Annotated in this window: 20 protein-coding genes and 3 tRNA genes; 9 read left to right on the top strand and 14 right to left on the bottom strand. The window is 65.0% G+C overall.

Annotated elements, in window-relative coordinates; genetic code table 11:
• Positions 1-15: 15 nt before the first annotated feature.
• From AKG11_RS04140 to AKG11_RS04100, 9 genes are read right to left on the bottom strand one after another with little or no spacing between them, the layout of a single operon-like run.
• Positions 16-672: a hypothetical protein gene (locus tag AKG11_RS04140; RefSeq protein ID WP_050743044.1), complete on the bottom strand. Its 657-nt coding sequence runs from the start codon at positions 670-672 to the stop codon at positions 16-18.
• Positions 673-676: 4 nt separating this feature from the next.
• The gene (gene nuoF / locus AKG11_RS04135; protein ID WP_050743043.1) at positions 677-1,981 is read right to left on the bottom strand and encodes an NADH-quinone oxidoreductase subunit NuoF; all 1,305 of its coding nucleotides are present in this window, start codon (positions 1,979-1,981) and stop codon (positions 677-679) included.
• Between the two features lie 5 nt (positions 1,982-1,986).
• Positions 1,987-2,613: a hypothetical protein gene (locus AKG11_RS04130; protein WP_050743042.1), complete on the bottom strand. Its 627-nt coding sequence runs from the start codon at positions 2,611-2,613 to the stop codon at positions 1,987-1,989.
• 12 nt (positions 2,614-2,625) lie between these two features.
• Complete coding sequence (locus AKG11_RS04125) at positions 2,626-3,762, bottom strand: NADH-quinone oxidoreductase subunit E (RefSeq protein WP_050743041.1); 1,137 nt, start codon at positions 3,760-3,762, stop codon at positions 2,626-2,628.
• Positions 3,763-3,778: 16 nt separating this feature from the next.
• Complete coding sequence (locus AKG11_RS04120) at positions 3,779-4,021, bottom strand: hypothetical protein (protein WP_050743040.1); 243 nt, start codon at positions 4,019-4,021, stop codon at positions 3,779-3,781.
• Positions 4,021-5,211, bottom strand: a complete 1,191-nt coding sequence (locus AKG11_RS04115; RefSeq protein WP_023513871.1) for an NADH-quinone oxidoreductase subunit D — start codon at positions 5,209-5,211, stop codon at positions 4,021-4,023. Before AKG11_RS04115 ends, AKG11_RS04120 begins: the two co-directional genes overlap by 1 nt.
• Before the next feature lie 48 nt (positions 5,212-5,259).
• Positions 5,260-5,865, bottom strand: coding sequence for an NADH-quinone oxidoreductase subunit C (locus AKG11_RS04110; protein WP_023513872.1), 606 nt, complete (start codon positions 5,863-5,865; stop codon positions 5,260-5,262).
• Positions 5,866-5,883: 18 nt separating this feature from the next.
• Positions 5,884-6,465, bottom strand: coding sequence for a NuoB/complex I 20 kDa subunit family protein (locus AKG11_RS04105; protein WP_023513873.1), 582 nt, complete (start codon positions 6,463-6,465; stop codon positions 5,884-5,886).
• Positions 6,456-6,821 (bottom strand): NADH-quinone oxidoreductase subunit A, encoded by a 366-nt coding sequence (locus AKG11_RS04100; protein ID WP_024270867.1) that lies wholly within the window; start codon positions 6,819-6,821, stop codon positions 6,456-6,458. Before AKG11_RS04100 ends, AKG11_RS04105 begins: the two co-directional genes overlap by 10 nt.
• 219 nt (positions 6,822-7,040) lie before the next feature.
• On the opposite strand from AKG11_RS04100, the gene AKG11_RS34390 reads away from it, so the two are divergent.
• Positions 7,041-7,397: a hypothetical protein gene (locus tag AKG11_RS34390; RefSeq protein WP_156334058.1), complete on the top strand. Its 357-nt coding sequence runs from the start codon at positions 7,041-7,043 to the stop codon at positions 7,395-7,397.
• On the opposite strand, the gene AKG11_RS04095 is transcribed toward AKG11_RS34390, so the two are convergent.
• Positions 7,386-7,462: transfer RNA gene (locus AKG11_RS04095), tRNA-Asp, on the bottom strand. The genes AKG11_RS34390 and AKG11_RS04095 overlap by 12 nt on opposite strands.
• Before the next feature lie 47 nt (positions 7,463-7,509).
• Positions 7,510-7,586, bottom strand: a tRNA-Asp gene (locus AKG11_RS04090).
• 243 nt (positions 7,587-7,829) lie between these two features.
• On the opposite strand from AKG11_RS04090, the gene AKG11_RS04085 reads away from it, so the two are divergent.
• The 4 genes from AKG11_RS04085 to AKG11_RS04075 all read left to right on the top strand — a co-directional run bounded on the left by AKG11_RS04085 (position 7,830) and on the right by AKG11_RS04075 (position 10,470).
• Positions 7,830-7,905: transfer RNA gene (locus tag AKG11_RS04085), tRNA-Val, on the top strand.
• Positions 7,906-8,224: 319 nt separating this feature from the next.
• The gene (locus AKG11_RS04080) at positions 8,225-9,991 is read left to right on the top strand and encodes an adenylate/guanylate cyclase domain-containing protein (protein ID WP_050743039.1); all 1,767 of its coding nucleotides are present in this window, start codon (positions 8,225-8,227) and stop codon (positions 9,989-9,991) included.
• A 126-nt stretch (positions 9,992-10,117) separates the two neighbouring features.
• Positions 10,118-10,285 (top strand): hypothetical protein, encoded by a 168-nt coding sequence (locus AKG11_RS34385; RefSeq protein ID WP_023511902.1) that lies wholly within the window; start codon positions 10,118-10,120, stop codon positions 10,283-10,285.
• 8 nt (positions 10,286-10,293) lie between these two features.
• Positions 10,294-10,470 carry a hypothetical protein gene (locus AKG11_RS04075; protein WP_156032026.1) on the top strand — a complete coding sequence of 59 codons (177 nt, stop codon included), beginning with the start codon at positions 10,294-10,296 and terminating at the stop codon, positions 10,468-10,470.
• A 132-nt stretch (positions 10,471-10,602) separates the two neighbouring features.
• Here AKG11_RS04075 and AKG11_RS04070 read toward each other — a convergent pair whose 3' ends face one another.
• Entirely contained in the window at positions 10,603-11,145 is a 543-nt protein-coding gene (locus AKG11_RS04070) for a Pycsar system effector family protein (protein WP_050743038.1), read from the bottom strand.
• 183 nt (positions 11,146-11,328) lie between these two features.
• Here AKG11_RS04070 and AKG11_RS04065 point away from each other — a divergent pair, with 183 nt between their 5' ends.
• Positions 11,329-13,287: a CHASE2 domain-containing protein gene (locus AKG11_RS04065; RefSeq protein ID WP_050743037.1), complete on the top strand. Its 1,959-nt coding sequence runs from the start codon at positions 11,329-11,331 to the stop codon at positions 13,285-13,287.
• Between the two features lie 3 nt (positions 13,288-13,290).
• Here AKG11_RS04065 and hutC read toward each other — a convergent pair whose 3' ends face one another.
• Complete coding sequence (gene hutC / locus AKG11_RS04060; protein WP_082342327.1) at positions 13,291-14,100, bottom strand: histidine utilization repressor; 810 nt, start codon at positions 14,098-14,100, stop codon at positions 13,291-13,293.
• Positions 14,101-14,131: 31 nt separating this feature from the next.
• The gene (locus AKG11_RS04055; RefSeq protein WP_050743036.1) at positions 14,132-15,478 is read right to left on the bottom strand and encodes a formimidoylglutamate deiminase; all 1,347 of its coding nucleotides are present in this window, start codon (positions 15,476-15,478) and stop codon (positions 14,132-14,134) included.
• 113 nt (positions 15,479-15,591) lie between these two features.
• On the opposite strand from AKG11_RS04055, the gene hutI reads away from it, so the two are divergent.
• The 3 genes from hutI to hutG are packed head-to-tail and all read left to right on the top strand — an operon-like array spanning position 15,592 to position 19,195.
• A complete protein-coding gene (gene hutI / locus AKG11_RS04050) occupies positions 15,592-16,815 on the top strand; it encodes an imidazolonepropionase (protein WP_050743035.1) in 1,224 nt (407 codons plus the stop codon).
• A gap of 42 nt (positions 16,816-16,857) precedes the next feature.
• The gene (gene hutH, locus AKG11_RS04045) at positions 16,858-18,393 is read left to right on the top strand and encodes a histidine ammonia-lyase (RefSeq protein ID WP_050743034.1); all 1,536 of its coding nucleotides are present in this window, start codon (positions 16,858-16,860) and stop codon (positions 18,391-18,393) included.
• Between the two features lies 1 nt (position 18,394).
• Positions 18,395-19,195 carry an N-formylglutamate deformylase gene (gene hutG, locus AKG11_RS04040; RefSeq protein ID WP_050743033.1) on the top strand — a complete coding sequence of 267 codons (801 nt, stop codon included), beginning with the start codon at positions 18,395-18,397 and terminating at the stop codon, positions 19,193-19,195.
• The last annotated feature ends 8 nt before the right edge of the window (positions 19,196-19,203 follow it).

Genomic DNA, 19,203 nt, shown 5'->3' with positions numbered 1-19,203 from the left:
CGGGTCTGGCGGGGATTACCCCCTGCCCTTCGCCAGCGCCTTTGCCTGCTCCACCCAGCCGTCGCGGGCGATACGCCCCGCGAAACCGAGTTCGGCTTCGATCCTTGCGACATCGGCAGGCGTGAGGCCCGCGATGTCGGCATACCGCCGGAAGCCCATGCCGTTCAGCACCTGCTCCAGCTTCGGCCCAATCCCCGAAATCGCTTTCAGGTCGTCAGCCTTGGCGGCCTTTGCCGTCGGCGCCTTGCGCGCCGGCCGGACTTCCACCGTCTTCGGCGTCGCACTCTTCTCGCGCGCCACCTTCACCGTCTTCGCCACAGCGGGCTTTTCCGCCTTCGGCACCACGGTCAGCACCGGCTTCGCCTTGACCGGTTCGACCGGCTGGGGCTCCGCTTTCGCCTCCGCCAGCGCCGCGGCCTCGTCGAGCACCACCTTCGCCCGCTCCGCCGCGCTCTGCATCAGGCCGAGCATTGCGCCTGCCATCTGGCCTGCAATGCCGAAACCGATCGCGGTCGTCGCGGCGATTGCCGCCACCGGGTGGGCCATCAGCGGGTGCAGCGGCACATCCGGCATTTCCTTCAGCCACGGTGCGAGCCCGAAGGGATCACCGCCGCCGGCTTCCGCCGGCTGAACTCTGGTTGCATTCGCATCCTGTCCTGCCGGCGTCTTCATCCTCTTACTCCGCCGCTTCCAGCACGGCGCCATGCGCCATGGCGTTGGCCGTGTACTGATCGATGCGCGCCTCGATTTCCGGGCGGAAATTGCGGATGAGGCCCTGGATCGGCCAAGCCGCCGCATCGCCGAGGGCGCAGATCGTGTGGCCCTCGATCTGCTTCGTCACGTCGAACAGCATGTCGATTTCGCGCTTCTGCGCATTGCCCGTGACCATGCGCTGCATGACGCGCATCATCCAGCCGGTGCCTTCGCGGCACGGCGTGCACTGGCCGCAGCTCTCGTGCTTGAAGAAGGCCGAGATGCGCCAGATCGCCTTGATGATGTCCGTCGAGCGGTCCATGACGATCATGCCGCCGGTGCCGAAGGAGGATTTCACCTCGCGCAGGCCGTCGAAGTCGAGCGTCACGTTCATCATGTCCTCGGCCTTGACGACCGGGCAGGATGCGCCGCCGGGAATGACGGCAAGCAGGTTGTCCCAGCCGCCGCGAATACCGCCGCCGTGCTTTTCGACCATCTCCTTGAAGGAGATGCCCATGGCCTCCTCGACCGTGCAGGGACGGTTGACGTGGCCGGACATCATGAACAGCTTGGTGCCGACATTGTTCGGGCGACCGAACGAGGAGAACCAGCTGGCGCCGCGGCGCAGGATGGTCGGCGTCACGGCGATGGATTCGACGTTGTTGACCGTCGTCGGGCAGCCATAGAGGCCCATATTCGCCGGGAACGGCGGCTTCAGTCGCGGCTGGCCCTTCTTGCCTTCGAGGCTTTCGAGCAGTGCGGTCTCTTCGCCGCAGATATAGGCGCCGGCGCCGTGGTGAACGTAGATGTCGATGTCGTAACCGAGCTTGTTGTTCTTGCCGAGAAGGCCGGCGTCATAGCACTCGTCGATCGCCGCCTGCAGCGCCTCGCGCTCGCGGATGAACTCGCCGCGCACATAGATATAGGCGGCGTTGGCGCCCATGGCGAAGGAGGCGATGACACAGCCTTCGATCAGCGTGTGCGGATCGTGGCGCAGGATGTCTCGGTCCTTGCAGGTGCCGGGCTCGGATTCGTCGGCGTTGACGACGAGGTAGTGCGGACGGCCGTCGGATTCCTTCGGCATGAAGGACCACTTGAGGCCCGTCGGGAAGCCGGCGCCGCCGCGGCCGCGCAGGCCCGAAGCCTTGACCTCGTTGATGATCCAGTCGCGGCCCTTTTCAAGCAGCTGCTTCGTGCCGTCCCAATGACCCCGGGCCATGGCGCCTTTCAGCGACTTGTCCTTGGTACCGTAGATATTGGTGAAGATACGATCCTGGTCCTTAAGCATGGTTCTTACCCGCCATTTTCCGTGGCATTGCCCGCGCCGAAGACGCGTCTGGCAATGAATTGAAACGCTACGCCGCCGGCAACCGCACTGCCCGCCGCCTTCAGCAGCAGCAGCGCGACGGCGCCCATGTCGGTGGTCTGCAGTCCGTCCTTGAACGCGGTCTGCTCACCGACTTCCACTCCCAGGACCTCGGAAGGCGCCAGGAATGTCGAATAGACAAAGTAGCCGAACCCGACAAGCGCACCTGCCAGATAGGCCGGCGACTTGAACGGATTGGTGCGGACGGCATGAAGGTCGTCCAGCGACTTGCGGAACTTGTTGGCCACCCAGTAGAAGAACAGGCCGGCCAGCAGCGATGTCAGAACGACGGAAAACGGATCCGTCCTGCCGCTCATCACCACGTTGAAATAGGCCGCAAACAGCGCCATGCCGACGCCCACGGCCTTTGGCCAGTGCTTCTCGATGAAGACGACCGTCGGGTTGGCCGCGCGCGGCTCGTCCGCACGCACCATCACACGGCTACGATCGCCCGACACCTGGTGCGGACTGGCGGTCTGCGGCAGACGCACGGACGCCGTCGGGGTTTTAACCCCGACACCGGTCTCCATGCCCTTCTTGCCGAATGTCGCCATCGGTTCCCTGCCTTACCGCGGCTTCTTGCCGAAGACGCGGATGTATTCCGCTTCGCCGCCCTTGGCGAGAGCCTTGGCCTGCTTGACCCAGTCGTCGCGCTCGATGCGGCCCTTGAAATTGAGATAGGAATCGACCCACTCGCGCTCCGCCTTCTTCCAGGCCGCGACCTGCGCGAAGGTGAAGATGCCGAGCTCGTGGAGAATACCCTCGATCTTCGGGCCGACGCCCGAGATGAGCTTGAGGTCGTCAGGTGTTTCCGGGCGGGCAATGCCGGCCGGACGGTTCTTGTCTTCCAGCGACGGCTTGTCGACAGCGGCCGCGACCGGCTGCTTGGCGGCGGCATCGCCACCTTCGGCGCGCGTGTCGCCGGTCGCCTTGGTGTTGGCAGCGGCTTCCGCCTTGGCGTTTGCCGGCGTCTTCAGCTTGGGATCGGTCTCGACGGCATCCGTCTTCGGCTTTGCGGCATTCGACGGGGGAACGCTGACGCTTTCCTCCTCGGTCTTCTTGGCGCGGGCCGGGGCCTTCTTTGCGGCCGCTTCCGGTTCGTTGAGGCTGGTGAGGCCACCGACCGGGGCGGAGAAGATGCGATCGACCTGCGGGCCGGTCTCGACCGTCGAGCCCTTGCCGGCATCGAAACGGTCGATGATGTGCTCGAGCTGCGTCGCCGTCAGGTCTTCATAGCTGTCCTTGAAGATCATGATCATCGGCGCGTTGACGCAGGCGCCCTGACACTCGACCTCTTCCCAGGAAAGTGTGCCCGTCTCGTTGAGATGGAAGGGCTCGGGATGGATGCGCTTCTTGCAGACGTTGATGAGGTCTTCCGCGCCGCGCAGCATGCAGGGCGTCGTGCCGCAGACCTGGACATGGGCGCGCGTACCGACCGGCAGCAGCTGGAACTGGGTGTAGAAGGTCGCGACCTCGAGCACACGGATATAGGCCATGTCGAGCATGCCGGCGACGGATTCGATCGCCGCCTTGGTGACCCAGCCGTCCTGTTCCTGCGCCCGCATCAGGAGCGGAATGACCGCCGATTGCTGGCGGCCCTTCGGATACTTGTTGATCGTTGCCTTGGCCCAGGTCGCATTCTCCTTGGTAAAGGCGAAGCTGGCGGGCTGGACATTGTCATCGGCTAGTCGACGAACGGACATTCTGTAACGCCTTGTCTCAGTTAATCTGCCGGCACTGCGTTTGCGTCGTGTTGACGAATTCGCAGGCGTAGGCCGACGTGTCTTTCTGCATGAATACGACGTAGCGGCTGCCGTTCGGCGCCGCCGCCTTGATCTCGTAGCCCTGGCTTGCCAGCTGGCCCATGGAGGCGCTGGACGCACCGACCTGCACGTCCTCCTGCGCGCCGGCGACAGCGGCGCTTCCCAGGAAGATCAGCGTGGCAAGGGCTAGTTTCGGCATCAGCGATCGACCTCGCCGAACACGATGTCGAGGGAGCCGAGGATCGCCGAGACGTCGGCGAGCTGGTGGCCGCGACAGATGAAGTCCATCGCCTGAAGATGGGCGTAGCCCGGTGCGCGGATCTTGCAACGGTACGGCTTGTTGGTGCCGTCGGCGACGACGTAGACCCCGAATTCGCCCTTCGGCGCCTCGACGGCCGCATACACTTCGCCGGCAGGCACATGGTAGCCTTCCGTATAGAGCTTGAAGTGGTGGATAAGCGCTTCCATCGAGCGCTTCATCTGGCCGCGCTTCGGCGGCACCATTTTGCCGTCGATCGAGGAGACCGGGCCGACCTTGGCATCGCCCAGAAGGCGGTTGACGCACTGGCGCATGATCTTGGCCGCTTCGCGCATCTCGATCATGCGAATGACGTAACGGTCGTAGCAGTCGCCGTTCTTGCCGATCGGGATATCGAAATCGAGGTCGGAATAGCACTCATAGGGCTGCGAGCGGCGCAGGTCCCAGGCCGCGCCCGAGCCGCGTACCATGACGCCCGAAAAGCCCCAGGCCCAGCAGTCTTCCAGCTTCACAACGCCGATATCGACGTTGCGCTGCTTGAAGATGCGGTTGCCGGTCAGAAGCTCGTCGATGTCGTCGACGGTCTTCAGGAACGGGTCGATCCACTTGCCGATGTCTTCCACCAGCTCGTGCGGCAGGTCCTGGTGCACGCCGCCGGGACGAATATAGGCCGAGTGCATGCGCGCGCCACAGGCCCGCTCATAGAACACCATCAGCTTCTCGCGCTCTTCGAAGCCCCAGAGCGGCGGCGTCAGCGCGCCGACGTCCATGGCCTGCGTCGTGACGTTGAGGAGATGCGAGAGGATGCGGCCGATTTCGGAATAGAGCACGCGGATCAGCTGGCCGCGGATCGGAACCTCGGTGCCCGTCAGCTTTTCGACGGCGAGCGCGAAGGCATGCTCCTGGTTCATCGGCGCCACATAGTCGAGGCGGTCGAAATAGGGCACGGCCTGAAGATAGGTCTTCGTCTCGATCAGCTTCTCGGTGCCACGATGCAGCAGGCCGATATGCGGATCGACGCGCTCGACGATTTCGCCGTCGAGTTCGAGCACGAGGCGGAGAACCCCGTGCGCCGCGGGATGCTGGGGCCCGAAGTTGATGTTAAAGTTACGAACGTTGTGCTCGTTCATGCCGCTTGCTCCAGAAGCCGGCGCCCAATCGGGTCGCCTGACCCAAAATCAGTTCGTCTTCGCCTTCTCGTCACCCGGCAGCACGTAATCCGTGCCCTCCCAGGGAGAGAGGAAGTCGAAGTTGCGGAATTCCTGCTTCAGTTCGACAGGTTCGTACACGACGCGCTTGACCTCGTCGTCGTAACGCACTTCCACGAAGCCGGTCGTCGGGAAGTCCTTGCGCAGCGGGTGCCCCTCGAAGCCGTAGTCGGTGAGGATGCGGCGCAGGTCCGGATGGCCGGTGAAGAGAATGCCGTACATGTCATAGGCTTCGCGCTCGAACCAGTCCGCGCCCGGATAGACCGGGAAAGCAGAGGGCACAGGCACGTCCTCGCCCGTTGCGACCTTGATGCGCACGCGAAGATTCTGGCGCGGCGACAGGAGGTGGTAGACCACGTCGAAACGCTCGGCGCGGGCCGGCCAGTCGACACCGCAGATATCGATAAGATTGACGAACCCGCACTGCACGTCGTCGCGCAGGAAAGTCAGAAGATCGAGGATGCGCGCACCGTCCGTCTTCAGGGTGAGTTCGCCATAGGCGATGTCGGCGGAGGCGACGAGATTGCCTGCCGCTTCGCCGATATGGGAGGAAAGCTCCTGGAGGGCTTCGCTCATGTCTAAAGTCCCCTGCCCTTAACGCTCGATCGTACCGGTCCGGCGGATCTTCTTCTGCAGCAGGAGCACACCGTAAAGGAGCGCTTCCGCCGTGGGAGGACAGCCTGGTACATAGATGTCGACCGGCACCACACGGTCACAGCCGCGCACCACCGAATAGGAATAGTGATAGTAGCCGCCGCCGTTGGCGCAGGAGCCCATCGAGATGACGTAACGCGGCTCGGGCATCTGGTCGTAGACCTTGCGGAGCGCAGGCGCCATTTTGTTGGTCAGCGTACCGGCGACGATCATGACGTCGGACTGGCGCGGCGAGGCGCGCGGCGCAAAGCCGAAACGCTCGACGTCGTAGCGCGGCATCGACAGCTGCATCATTTCAACGGCGCAGCATGCAAGGCCGAAGGTCATCCACATCAGCGAGCCGGTACGGGCCCAGGTGATGAGTTCATCCGTCGAGGTCACGAGGAAGCCCTTGTCGGCGAGCTCGTTGTTGATCTCGCCGAAGAAGGCGTCGTTGCTGCCAATGGGCTTGCCGGTGTTGGGATCGATGATCCCCTTGGCCTGCGGCGCAACGAGCGTCGTGTTGGTGTGGGCTACTCCCATTCGAGCGCTCCCTTCTTCCATTCGTAGATAAAGCCGATGGTCAGCACACCGAGGAAGATCATCATCGACCAGAAGCCGAACCAGCCCATGTCGCCGAAGGAGACGGCCCAGGGAAAGAGGAAGGCCACTTCGAGGTCGAAGATGATGAAGAGGATCGACACCAGATAGAAGCGGATATCGAATTTCATGCGCGCATCGTCAAACGCATTGAAGCCGCACTCGTAAGCGGAGAGCTTTTCCGAATCGGGGGCCTTGTATGCGACGGCAAACGGCGCGACCAGCAGTGCAATGCCGATCACGAGCGCGATACCGATGAAGATGGCGATCGGGATATAGGAACCGAGAAGTTCAGTCATTGGCGTCCATCCTGCCTGCTCGTGGCGCCGGAGAGACGCCTGTTGGTCCAAGACCTGCAAGCCGAGAAAGTATGTTGCAACGCCCCGTCGTTAGCGCAGTGAGCGCCCCCGCGCAAGGCTTTGTCCGGCTTTCGCCCCATTCATTGTGTTCTTTTCCGGGCGACCAGCAAATGCCTGCCGCAAAGCCATTTAAATCGTTACGATCTCACGACTGCCGCAATGCAGGACGTTTCGCCGCAGTTGCGAAGAAAAAAGTCTGATAAATCGCTCCTTCTACCGATTTACATTGAAATCGGGCAGCATGGACAGAGCCGCCGATCGGCCCTGCAAAGCGACACCCCCCCCTTTTGCCCGGCCCTCTCCTTTCGGGGAGGCAGGATTCGCCGTCAGGCACCAAGGCAAATCATGGCGACTCACAACGGCAGCTCGAAACGAGCGAATCCGACGCCCGAGAAAGGGCGCCGCACGAATCCCGGCTACCGCGAAAACGAAACAGATTTGAAAAGGAGGACACGGCGAAGCGACGTGAGAAAAACGCTGCAATGCCTTGAAGAGAAAGAAGAATGGCGCGAGTGACGGGGCTCGAACCCGCGACCTCCGGCGTGACAGGCCGGCACTCTAACCGACTGAGCTACACCCGCGCATCTTATGGCCTTGCGGCCCCGCATGTTTCGTCCGGCCTTTCGAGTGGCGCGAGTGACGGGGCTCGAACCCGCGACCTCCGGCGTGACAGGCCGGCACTCTAACCGACTGAGCTACACCCGCATCCTCGAAAGCGTCCGGAAGGCGAACCATCCGTCCCGAGCGGCCTGCGCCGTTCGATGAGCGGCTAACTAAGGGGTTCGCCTTTGGGTGTCAAGCAGGTTTCACGACAAAAGAATGACGTGTCCGAAAATGTTTCCACAGCCTTGGGCATCTTCATGGTCGCATTCAAAAAAATGCAAAAACTTTGCGATTGCCTCTTGCGGTTTGATCCGGTTCCGCATAGATCACGGCCACCAACGCGGCGGGCGATTAGCTCAGTTGGTAGAGCGCCTCGTTTACACCGAGGATGTCGGGAGTTCGAGTCTCTCATCGCCCACCATTTCCCCCCAGAATTCAAATTTCCCCGAGAATTCAACGCGCTCCGCGCGGGGAAACAGTGTTTCAAAGCTCCGCCTGCCCCTACCCCGCCTTTCCAAGGCTGCGCGTTTCCCTGCGCAGATCGCGGAGAATTGTCCTGCGGTGCGGCAGATTCCGATTGCAATCGGAACCCGAGCGACTAGTTGACTCAGGAAAGAGCGGCTTCACACGGAAAGTTCCGTCGATAATGTCCAGGTATCGGTAATCGGCCACGAGATCGGGCAGGACGCCACGCCATCCCGCGGATGGATTTTGGATTTTTGGCAGATGAGGGATTTTGCTTGAGCGGCAAGGTGGCGCCGGGACAGCGTTTTGGCAGCGAAACCGACGAACGCCCGGCGGCCTCCCGGGCGTTTTTGCGCCGGTTGCGGCTGTGGACGGGCCTCACCCTTTTCCTCTACGCCACGATGCACCTTCTCAATCAGGCCTTCGGCATTCGTTCGCTCGAGGCGATGGATATGGCGAGCCTAGTGCTTTTCCATCCTTGGCAGAGCCCGCTGGGACGGGTGCTGCTTTACGGCGGGCTCCTCATCCATGCGTCGCTCGGGCTGCGTGCGCTCTACCGGCGGCGCCATCTGCGTCTGCCTGCAGTCGATGCGGTGCAGCTGGTCTTCGGGCTGGCGATTCCGGCCGTCCTCTTCGCCCATGCCGGCGCAATCGCCTATCTGAAGGGCGTCTACGGCGCGCGAATCGATTTCGACAAGACCGTCTACACGCTTTGGGTCGCCAGCCCCGATGCCGGCCTGCCCCGCCAGTTCCTGCTGATCCTCGTCGTGTGGATCCACGGATGCCTCGGTGTGCGCGCCTGGCTGCGCGGAAAACCCTGGTATCCGCGTTTCGTGCCGATCCTGATGTCGCTCGCCACCCTGCTGCCGGTGCTGGCGATCCTCGGCTTCATCAATGCCGGCCTCGATATGCGCGATCTCGCGGCCCAGGGCGCGGAGGCCCTGCGGCCCGGTCTTCTCGACCTGCCGGGTTCGCCAGCCGCGCTTGCGGCCGCCGAGGCCAATGCCGTCGCAAACCGCCTCACCATGGGCTATCTCGCGCTGCTCGCCGGCATCTTCATCCTGCGCATGGCGCGCGACTGGCATGCCACCCGGTTCGATTCGGTCCGGATCACCTATCCGGGCGGGCGCGTCGTCTCCGTTCCGGTCGGCTTCAGCGTGCTCGAGGCGAGCCGCTGGTCCGGCGTTCCGCATGCGTCCATCTGCGGCGGCCGGGGCCGCTGCTCGACCTGTCGTGTCGAGATCACCGCAGGCGGCGAAACGCTGCCGGCCCCGGCGGGTGACGAGCAGCGCCTGCTGCGGCGCATCGGAGCGCCACCATCGGTGCGACTCGCCTGCCAGATCCGGCCGGAACAGGACCTCACGGTCGTGCCGCTCGTGCATTCCGCCACCGCGGCCCAGCTGCCGAAGGGCCAGCTCGGACCCGTGACGGCCGCCCGGCGGGAGGCGGAAGTGGCAGCGCTCTTCGTCGACCTGCGCCAGTCCACGCGCCTTGCCGACGACCGCCTGCCCTACGATACCTTCTTCATCGTCGAACGCTACATCAAGGCCGTGTCCTCGGCGGTGCGGGCGAGCGGCGGTCACGTCATCAACATCGCCGGCGACGGCGTCATGAGCGTTTTCGGCACCGACGGGCCGACGCATGATGCCGCCCGCGACGCCTTTCGCGCGGCGTTGCGGCTTTGGGAGGGGATCGACGCCCTGAACGAGGAGCTGCGGCAGGAACTGAGCGAGCCGCTGCGCATCGGCATCGGGCTGCATGTCGGGGTCGCGGTTGTCGGAACGGAATGGACGGGCGGCCTCGAAGGCACTCCCTTCCTCGGCGATACCGGCAATGTCGCCGCGCGCCTCGAGGCTCAGACCAAACAGCTCGGCGCCACCCTGATCGCCTCGAAGGAGGCGGTCCTGATGGCGGCGGGCGTACCGAACGACCTCACCTTCGCCCCCGTCATGCTGGCCGGAAAACAGGAGCCGATAGAGGTCCTTTGTTTTCGCGACAGCGAGGCGCTTCGCCAGCTCGTCGGCGCCGCCGCTTCCGGCTAACGCGCCGCGGCATTGCCACCACATCCTCCGCCACTGTCCTTTCGGCCGTGTTCCCATGCGTGCTGGACAACCGCTTGACAGCCGCCATCAAAAATAAGAACATAAAGAGAACAAATGGAGGTACCGATGCAAAGCGATGCCGTTGAACGCGCCCTGGCCGAAGTTGCCGCCTGCCGGGCCCTGCGCGAAAAGCAGCAGGCTCACAGGGCGGAATTCCAGCGCAAGCTGGAGGCGGTCGCCAAGCCTCTCTATGTGCTGAAGTCCAAGGCGCAGCTGGAGCTGCGGCTGCAATGATGCATGTTATGAGACGACCGGGCGGCATCGTGCGCGAAGAGGCCGCCGAAATCCTCGCCCTTCACAACGGCAATGCGCTGGAGGCCCTGCGCACATTGATTGCCGAACGGGACGCCGTCGAGGAACGGCTTGCCGTCGCAACGCTTATCATGCGCCGGCAATGGGAGGCGGACGATCAGCGATGATGCCCGACAGATCGCTCAGGAAGGCGATCAGATCCGGCGCTTGCGCTGGACATTGGGAGGCAAGCAGACCCGGATGTTTGTCCGACAGGTGACGGTGGACGTTCCCCGTCACCACGCGCCAGGACAAACAACCTAGCGCGTCGCAAGCAGCGCCACGTAAGCAATGACCGTCATCAGCAGCCCGCGGAAGGCGAAGCCGACAAAGAGGTACTTGTCGCGGGCGATGGAGGCCATCGCATCGGCATTCTGCATGTATTGTTCGAAGAGATAGCCGACATCACGGTCATGCGCCGCCTTGCGGAAACCCTCGCGGTGATGCGGCCAGGCCCCCCAGAACAGCGATGTCGCCTTGTCGACCCGGCGCGGCAGCACGACGAGAATCGCCGAGACGATGGAGAAGATCAGCGCGAAGGCGAGCAGGCCGGAAAGGGCGATCGCCGTGAGGTTGCCTTCCGCATAGCGCGACCAGGTGAAGACAGCGCGGCTTTCGGTGGAGGTAACCAGCAGCGCGAGCATGAAGGTGAAGATATAGGCAGCCTTCTGGTCGGAAATCTTCACCTGATCATAGAAGACGTCGTTGATGCGGCGGATATGGTCGAAATGCTCGAGCGCAATGCCCTGCGTGCCGTCAAGGGCCCGCTCGAGTATGGTCTGCCGCGTTTCCAAAGCCGTCATGTCGCGTCTGCCCCTGCTGCGCTTGTCCCGTGATAGCCGAGTGCCTTGAGAAAGCAACGGCCGCCCCTCCACACCGCTTGACTTTTTCGGGGCGATGTCGAGTTCTGGTTGCATGCTGAACCTCGCCCCGCCTCCCGGTCCGCCGACCCCAGCTGCCTTGCGGCACGCCAACCGGAGCCACGCATGAGCGCGGCACTGCGCCTTCCTCACCGCTGGTCGCGCCGCACCCGGCGCCTTGTCGTTCTGGCCCTTGCAGTCATCACGCTCGTCTCTGCCCTGACACAGCTGCCGGCCTGGTCGCTCGCGGACCTGCGCGCCTTCGATTATCTCTCCACCGTCGATGATCCGCGCCCGCCGGCCGGCGGACCGGTGGTCGTCGCGATCGACGAGCCGTCGCTGGCGGAAATCAATGCGCAATGGCCCTGGCCGCGCGAACTGCACGGCCGGCTGGTCGAAAGCCTGCGCAAGGCCGGCGCCACGGCGATCGGCGTCGATATCATCTTCGCAGAGCCGTCCAACCCGGCCTCCGATGCCGCCTTTGCCGCAACGCTCGGCCCCGATGTCGTTCTGGCCGGCGACGAAAGCGTCATCGTCACGCCGCAGGCCGAGCAGCTTCTGCGCACGACGCCGCTGCCGGCATTCACCGAGGCCGGCGCGGTGACCGGTATCGCCGCGATCACGCTCGGCGGTGATGGCGTCTTCCGCGACCTGCCGCGCTACGAGGATGGCTTTGCGCTTGCGCTGGCCCGCATTGCGGGCACGCCGGCAGTCTCGCCAGAGGGCAAGCTCCTGCAATCCTACGGCCCCGCGCGCAGCTATCCGACGGTCTCCTACTATCAGGCGCTCGATCCGGACAACATGCTGCCGAAGGATACGTTCAGAGGCCGCGTGGTGGTGGTCGGCCTCAGCCTACAGAATGCGCCGGTCATCAATTCCGGCGGTGCAGACGCCTTCGCCACGCCCTATACCGTCCATACCGGCCGGCTGGTGGCGGGGGCCGAAATCCAGGCGACGATCCTCGACAATCTCACCGCCGGCGCGGCGATCACCCGCGCCGGCACGCCGCTCGCCATCACCGCCGTCGCGCTCGCCGCCCTGCTTTCGGCGGCGATCGTGCGGCGCGCGACAAGGTGGCAGACGGTCGTGCTCAGCGTCCTCGCAAGCGCCGGCCTCGCTCTCCTCAGCTTCGCGTTCATGCGCGAGGCCAACCTTTTCGTTTCACCCATCGGCCCGACCATTGCGCTTCTCCTGGTCGCAGCCGGCCAGACGGCGCTCGACTATGCCGAAGAGCGGCGCCAGCGCCGCGAGATCGTGCGCGCCTTCTCGCAATATCTCTCGCCCGCCCTCGTCGAGCGCCTCGCACGCGACCCCTCGCAGCTGAAGCTCGGCGGCGAGCGGCGCACGCTCTCCATCCTGTTTTGCGACGTGCGCGGCTTCACCACCATCGCCGAAACGATGAAGGACGATCCGGAGCAGCTGACGACGCTGATCAACCGGCTGCTGACCCCCCTGTCCGACATCGTGCTCAAGCACGGCGGAACGATCGACAAATATATCGGCGACTGTGTGATGGCCTTCTGGAACGCGCCGCTCGACGACGAAAACCATGCCCGGCATGCCGTGGCCGCCGCGCTCGACATGCTCGACGTGATGGCGATGCTGAATGCGAAACTCCAGGCGGAGGCGGCGGCGAGCGGAAGCACCCATCATGCGCTGCGCATCGGTATCGGCATCAATACCGGCGAATGCGTGGTCGGCAACATGGGCTCCTCGCAGCGATTCGACTATTCGGTGCTCGGCGATGCGGTAAACCTCGCCTCGCGTCTCGAAGGCGCCTCCAAGGCCTATGGCGTACCGCTGCTTATCGGCGAAAGCACGGCCAGGCTGGCGTCGGCGGATTTCGCGGTGCTCGAACTCGACCGGATCACCGTCAAGGGCCGCAGTCTCGCCGCCCCCGTCTTCACCGCCATCCGCAGCCTGCCGGACGCGGCGAAGGCACTGCATGCCCGTTTTGTCGAAGAGAAATATGCCGGGCAGCTCACCGCTGACGATGCGGCCTTCGATACGCTGATCGAAGCCGCCCCGACACTGGCACCGTACTATGCCACCGTGCGGGCCGAACACGCGGCCGGCGGAGCGTAGGCCTCAAGCGCCCTGTTTGGGGTGCGAGGGGGCGAATTCGGCGACGAGCTCGTGTTTCTCGCCGGGATAGGTCAGCCGCACATGGGTGACATAAAGGCCGCCGCTCCAGGTGCGCCGCTCCACGACGAGGCAGGGCGTTCCGGGCGCGATCGCCAGAAGCTCGGCGGCGCGGGCATCGGCCCCGACCGCGCGGATACGGTGTTCGGCGGCGCTCCAGGGCACGCGGCTGATCAGCCAGGCGCCGGGCGCGATGTCGTCAAAGCTTTCCTCGGCCGCTTCCGGCACGGCTTCGAGATTGATCAGGCGGTCTTCCAGGCAGAAGGGCTGAGCGCCGGCGAAATGCAGGGCGGAAATGTCCGTCAGGCGGGCTGATTCGGAAAGCTCCATCAGCCGCCGGTCGACGGCCCTCGCCGCGCGGTTAACCCGTGTGCGCCGCTCGTAGCGATACGGCAGGCCGAGCGATTCGACCTCCAGGCGGATGTCGTGGATCTCGAGCACCGCGGATTGGGCATGCGGGTGGGTGACGTAGCTGCCGGATTTGCGCCGGCGCTCGATCAGGCCGCGCTTGACGAGCTCGGTGATCGCCTTGTTCACCGTCATGCGCGAGCACTGGTATTGCTCGGTCAATTCGTGCTCGAAGGGGATGCGGTGGCCCGGCGGCCATTCGCCCGAAAGGATCCTGCCCTCCACATCCTCCAGGATGCGGCGGTGCAGCGACGGCTCCTTGGCCTCGGGCTGCCTGTTGTCCTCGACGGTGGAAATGGTCGCCTCCGCGCTTGCCGGGCGCAGATTCGCCCGGTCGGGAAAAGTCATAAGAAAGGCGGGGGCGCCTTTCAATACGTCGTCAGGCCTCGGCCAGCGCCCGCATGGTGGCCGTGAAGCGCCGCCCGACCGCCTCGCGTGCCACATGGCGGCCGCCCTCGACCTGCCGGCAGCCGTTCACCCAGACGCAATCGACCGTCGCACCATTGGCGAAGATCCAGCCGTCGAGCAGCGCATCGCTCGCAAGATCGAGACCATGCCGTGCCTTGAGGCTGACGAAATCGGCGGCACGCCCGGCCGAAAGGCCCGATTCGGCACCGAGCGCCGCCGCGCCGCCAAGCAGCGCGCCGTCGAAGAGCGCCCGGCCCGTCGAACCGCCGGGGGCGGCCAGCACGTTGCGGGCGCGGTGGGCGAGACGCTGCGAGTATTCGAGCTGGCGCAATTCGTCCGGCAGGCCGATCAGCACGTTGGAATCCGAGCCGATGCCGAAGCGGCCGTCATGAGCCATAAAATCCGGTGCCGGGAAGGTGCCGTCGCCGAGATTGGCCTCCGTCACCGGGCAGAGGCCGGCGATCGCCCCGGTCTTCGCCATGCCGCGCGTTTCGGCCTCCGTCATGTGCGTCGCGTGGATGAAGCACCAGCGGCCGTCGACCGCCTGGTTGTCGAGCAACCACTCCACCGGACGGCGGCCGGACCAGGCAATACTGTCCTCGACTTCCTTGACCTGCTCGGAAATATGGATGTGGACCGGCGCATCGCCGGCCATGGCCACGACGTCGGAAAGCTCGTCCGGCGTGACGGCGCGCAGGCTGTGCGGGGCGACGCCGGTGATGCCGGCGGGCAGCGTATCGGTCAGCGCGCGGCAGCGCTCCAGCACTGCGCCATAGGACCGCCGGTCGTTGATGAAGCGGCGCTGGCCCTCGCCCGGCGCGGTGCCGCCGAAGCCGGCATGGGCGTAGAAGACGGGCAGCAGCGTCAGCGCGATGCCGGTCTCGGACGCCGCTGCGGCGATGCGCGCGGCCATTTCGGCGATATCGGCATAATGCCCGCCATCCTTGTCATGGTGCAGGTAATGGAACTCGCCGACGCGCGTATAACCAGCCTCCAGCATCTCGATATAGAGCTGGCCGGCGACCGCTTCCACATCGTCGGGCGTCATGGCGAGCGCGAAGCGATACATGACGTTGCGCCAGCTCCAGAACGAATCGCTGCCGGGCCCACGGGTTTCCGCCAGTCCTGCCATACCGCGCTGGAAGGCGTGGCTGTGCAGGTTCGGCATACCGGCGACGATGGTGTCGTGGCGCTCGTCGCCCGGCGCCGGCGCGGCACCGGTTTCGAGCGTCGCGATGCGGCCGTCCACGATGCCTATACGAACATCCCTCGCCCAGCCGCCCGTAAGCAGCGCCTGCCTTGCATGAATGACGGCCATGGCCCGTTCCTTCTCCCGATGGTGCATCCTGGCGCCGCGCCGGCAAATTGGCTCTTGCGCCTCTCATAATTATGTATATACATTATATTCATCACAGGGAAGAGGCAATCACGATGACGACACCGGAAATGGACAGTCCCCGAGTCTGGCGCAATGCCCGGCTCGCGACGCTCAAGGAGAGCCTGCCGGACCTTGGTATCGTCGAAAACGGCGCGATCGCCGTCCGCGACGGCCGCATCGCCTTTGCCGGCCCCGAGGCCGAGCTTCCCGCAGAATTCTCCGCCGCGGAGGCCATCGACTGCGAGGGCCGCTGGATCACGCCGGGCCTCATCGACTGCCATACTCATCTTGTGCATGCCGGCGACCGCGCCCATGAATTCGAGCTGCGCCTTGCCGGCGCCTCCTATGAGGAGATCGCCCGGGCCGGCGGCGGCATCGTCTCCTCCGTCAAGGCGCTGCGCGCGGCGAGCGAGGACGAGCTGGTACGCCAGACCCTGCCCCGCCTCGACGCCCTGATCGCCGAGGGCGTGACGACGGTCGAACTGAAATCCGGTTACGGCCTCGACACCGAGAACGAAGTGAAATCCCTGCGTGCTGCACGGCGCATCGCGGAGATGCGCGACGTCACCGTGCGCACCACCTTTCTCGGCGCCCACGCGCTGCCGCCGGAAATGAACGGCGACAAGACGGCTTATATCGACAAGGTCGTCGGCGAGATGCTGCCGGCCGTCGCGGCCGAAGGGCTTGCCGACGCCGTTGACGGCTTCTGCGAGGGCATCGCCTTCTCGCCGGAGGAAATGGCAAAGGTCTTCGACGCTGCGAAGGCGCATGGCCTGCCCGTAAAGCTGCACGCCGACCAGCTTTCCAACCTCCACGGCGCGGAAATGGCCGCCCGCTACGGCGCGCTGTCGGCCGACCACCTCGAATACACCGACGATGCTGGCGCGGCTGCCATGGCCAAAGCCGGCACCGTCGCCGTCATCCTGCCGGGCGCCTTCTACTTCATCCGCGAGACGAAGAAGCCGCCGGTCGATCTCTTCCGCAAGCACGGTGTCCGGATGGCTGTTGCGACCGATGCCAATCCCGGCACCTCGCCGCTGACCTCGCTGCTTCTTACCATGAACATGGCCGCGACCCTCTTCGGCATGACCGTCACGGAATGCATTGCCGGCACGACGCGCGAGGCCGCCCGCGCCCTCGGCCTCGTCGACGAGGTGGGAACGCTCGAGGCCGGGAAATGGGCCGATTTCGTCCTCTGGGACATCGGCCGGCCGGCGGAACTGGTCTACCGCATGGGGTTCAACCCCCTGCATGCCCGTATCCGCAGCGGACACTGATCCATTCAACAGGCAGCACAAGGCTGCATCGGGAACTGCACCATGACGATCACGCTCCATCCGGGCTCCGTGCCCCTCAAGACCCTTGAAACCCTCTACTGGACCGGCGAAGCCACCCGGCTCGACGCGTCCTTCGACGCGGGCATCGAGAAGGCCGCCGCGCGCATCGCGGAAATCGCCGGCGGCGACGAGCCGGTCTACGGCATCAATACCGGCTTCGGCAAACTCGCCTCCATCAAGATCGCGCCGGCCGATGTCGCGACCCTCCAGCGCAACCTGATCCTGTCGCATTGCTGCGGCGTCGGCAAACCGCTCGCCGAAAACATCGTGCGCCTCATCATGGCACTGAAGCTGGTCTCGCTCGGCCGCGGCGCGTCGGGCGTGCGCATCGAGGTCGTGCGCCTCATCGAGGCGATGCAGGCCAGGGGCGTCATCCCGGTCATCCCGGAACAGGGTTCCGTTGGCGCCTCCGGCGACCTCGCCCCCCTCGCCCACATGACGGCGGTGATGATCGGCGAAGGCGAGGCCTTTTATGCCGGCGAACGCCTTTCCGGCGGCAAGGCGCTGGAAAAGGCCGGCCTGAAGCCCGTCGTGCTCGCCGCCAAGGAGGGCCTCGCCCTCATCAACGGCACCCAGGTCTCGACCGCCCTGGCGCTGACCGGCCTCTTCCGCGCTCATCGTGCCGCCCAGGCCGCCCTCGTCACCGGGGCGCTTTCCACCGACGCCGCCATGGGTTCCTCCGCGCCGTTCCATCCGGATATCCACACGCTGCGCGGCCACAAGGGCCAGATCGACGCCGCCTCCGCGCTGCGCGCGCTGCTTGCCGGCTCCGTCATCCGCGAAAGCCACATCACCGGTGACGAACGCGTGCAGGATCCCTATTGCATCCGCTGCCAGCCGCAGGTCGACGGCGCCTGCCTCGATCTCCTGCGCTCGGCCGCCCGCACGCTCGAAATCGAAGCCAACGCCGTCACCGACAACCCGCTGGTCCTCTCCGACAACAGCGTCGTTTCGGGCGGCAACTTCCATGCCGAACCGGTCGCCTTTGCCGCCGACCAGATCGCCATCGCGACCTGCGAGATCGGTGCCATCGCCCAGCGCCGCATCGCGCTGCTGGTCGATCCCGCCCTCTCCTTCGGCCTGCCGGCCTTCCTCGCCAAGAAGCCGGGCCTCAATTCCGGCCTGATGATCGCAGAGGTCACCTCGGCCGCGCTGATGAGCGAGAACAAGCAGATGGCGCATCCGGCCTCGGTCGATTCAACGCCGACCTCCGCCAACCAGGAAGACCACGTCTCCATGGCCTGCCACGGCGCCCGCCGCCTGCTGCGCATGACGGAAAACCTCTCCGCCATCGTCGGCATCGAGGCGCTGACGGCCGCGCAGGGCATTGAGTTCCGCGCCCCGCTCGTCACCAGCCCGGAACTGAAGAAGGTCGTCGCCGCGCTTCGCACCGTCGTCGCCACGCTGGAAGAGGACCGCTACATGGCGCCCGACCTTGCCGCCGCCAGCAGCTTCGTCTCCTCCGGCGCGCTCGCCGCCTCCGTCACCAAGGGCATCCTGCCGGTTCTGGAGGCCTGAGGTGGCACTGGTCGAAACCCGGCAGGGCACATCGCCCGTGATTCTCGCCTTCCCGCATACCGGCACGGATGTCCCGGCCGATATCTGGGAACGCCTGAACGACAACGGCCGTATCCTCGCGGATACGGACTGGCACATCGAGCGTCTCTATGCCGGCCTCCTGCCGGAGGTGACGACGGTGCGCGCAACCTTCCACCGCTATGTCATCGACGCCAACCGGGATCCCGATGGTGTCAGCCTCTATCCCGGCCAGAACACGACAGGCCTCGTTCCGGAAACGGATTTCGACGGCAAGCCGATCTGGAAGGACGGCGAGGCGCCGACCGAGGCGGACATTGCCTATCGGCTCGCCCATTTCCACGCGCCCTACCACGCGGCCCTTGCCGCCGAGATCGAGCGCGTCAAGGCGATCCACGGCGTGGCAATCCTCTATGATTGCCATTCTATCCGCTCGCTGATCCCCTTCCTGTTCGAAGGCCGGCTGCCGGATTTCAATGTCGGCACCGACATGGGCCGCACCTGCGCCAGGGAGATCGAAACGGCGACGTTCGAAATCTGCGCCAAGGCCGAAGGCTATACCAGCATCCTCAACGGCCGCTTCAAGGGTGGCTGGACGACGCGCCACTACGGCAGGCCGCAGACGGGCGTGCACGCCATCCAGATGGAGCTTGCGCAGGTCAGCCACCTTGCCACGGAAGCCCTGCCCTTCGCCCTCGACGAGGCGAAGGCCGCAAGACTGCGCATTCCCCTTCAAGACATCCTGAACCGTCTCGAGGCGCTTGCCTCCACCCTCACACGCTGATCCGGGAG

The sequence above is a fragment of the Shinella sp. SUS2 genome, assembly GCF_001262505.1.
Taxonomy (GTDB): domain Bacteria; phylum Pseudomonadota; class Alphaproteobacteria; order Rhizobiales; family Rhizobiaceae; genus Shinella.
The sequence above is the reverse complement of the archived record's forward strand: the minus strand, read 5'-3'. Positions and strand labels throughout refer to the sequence as shown.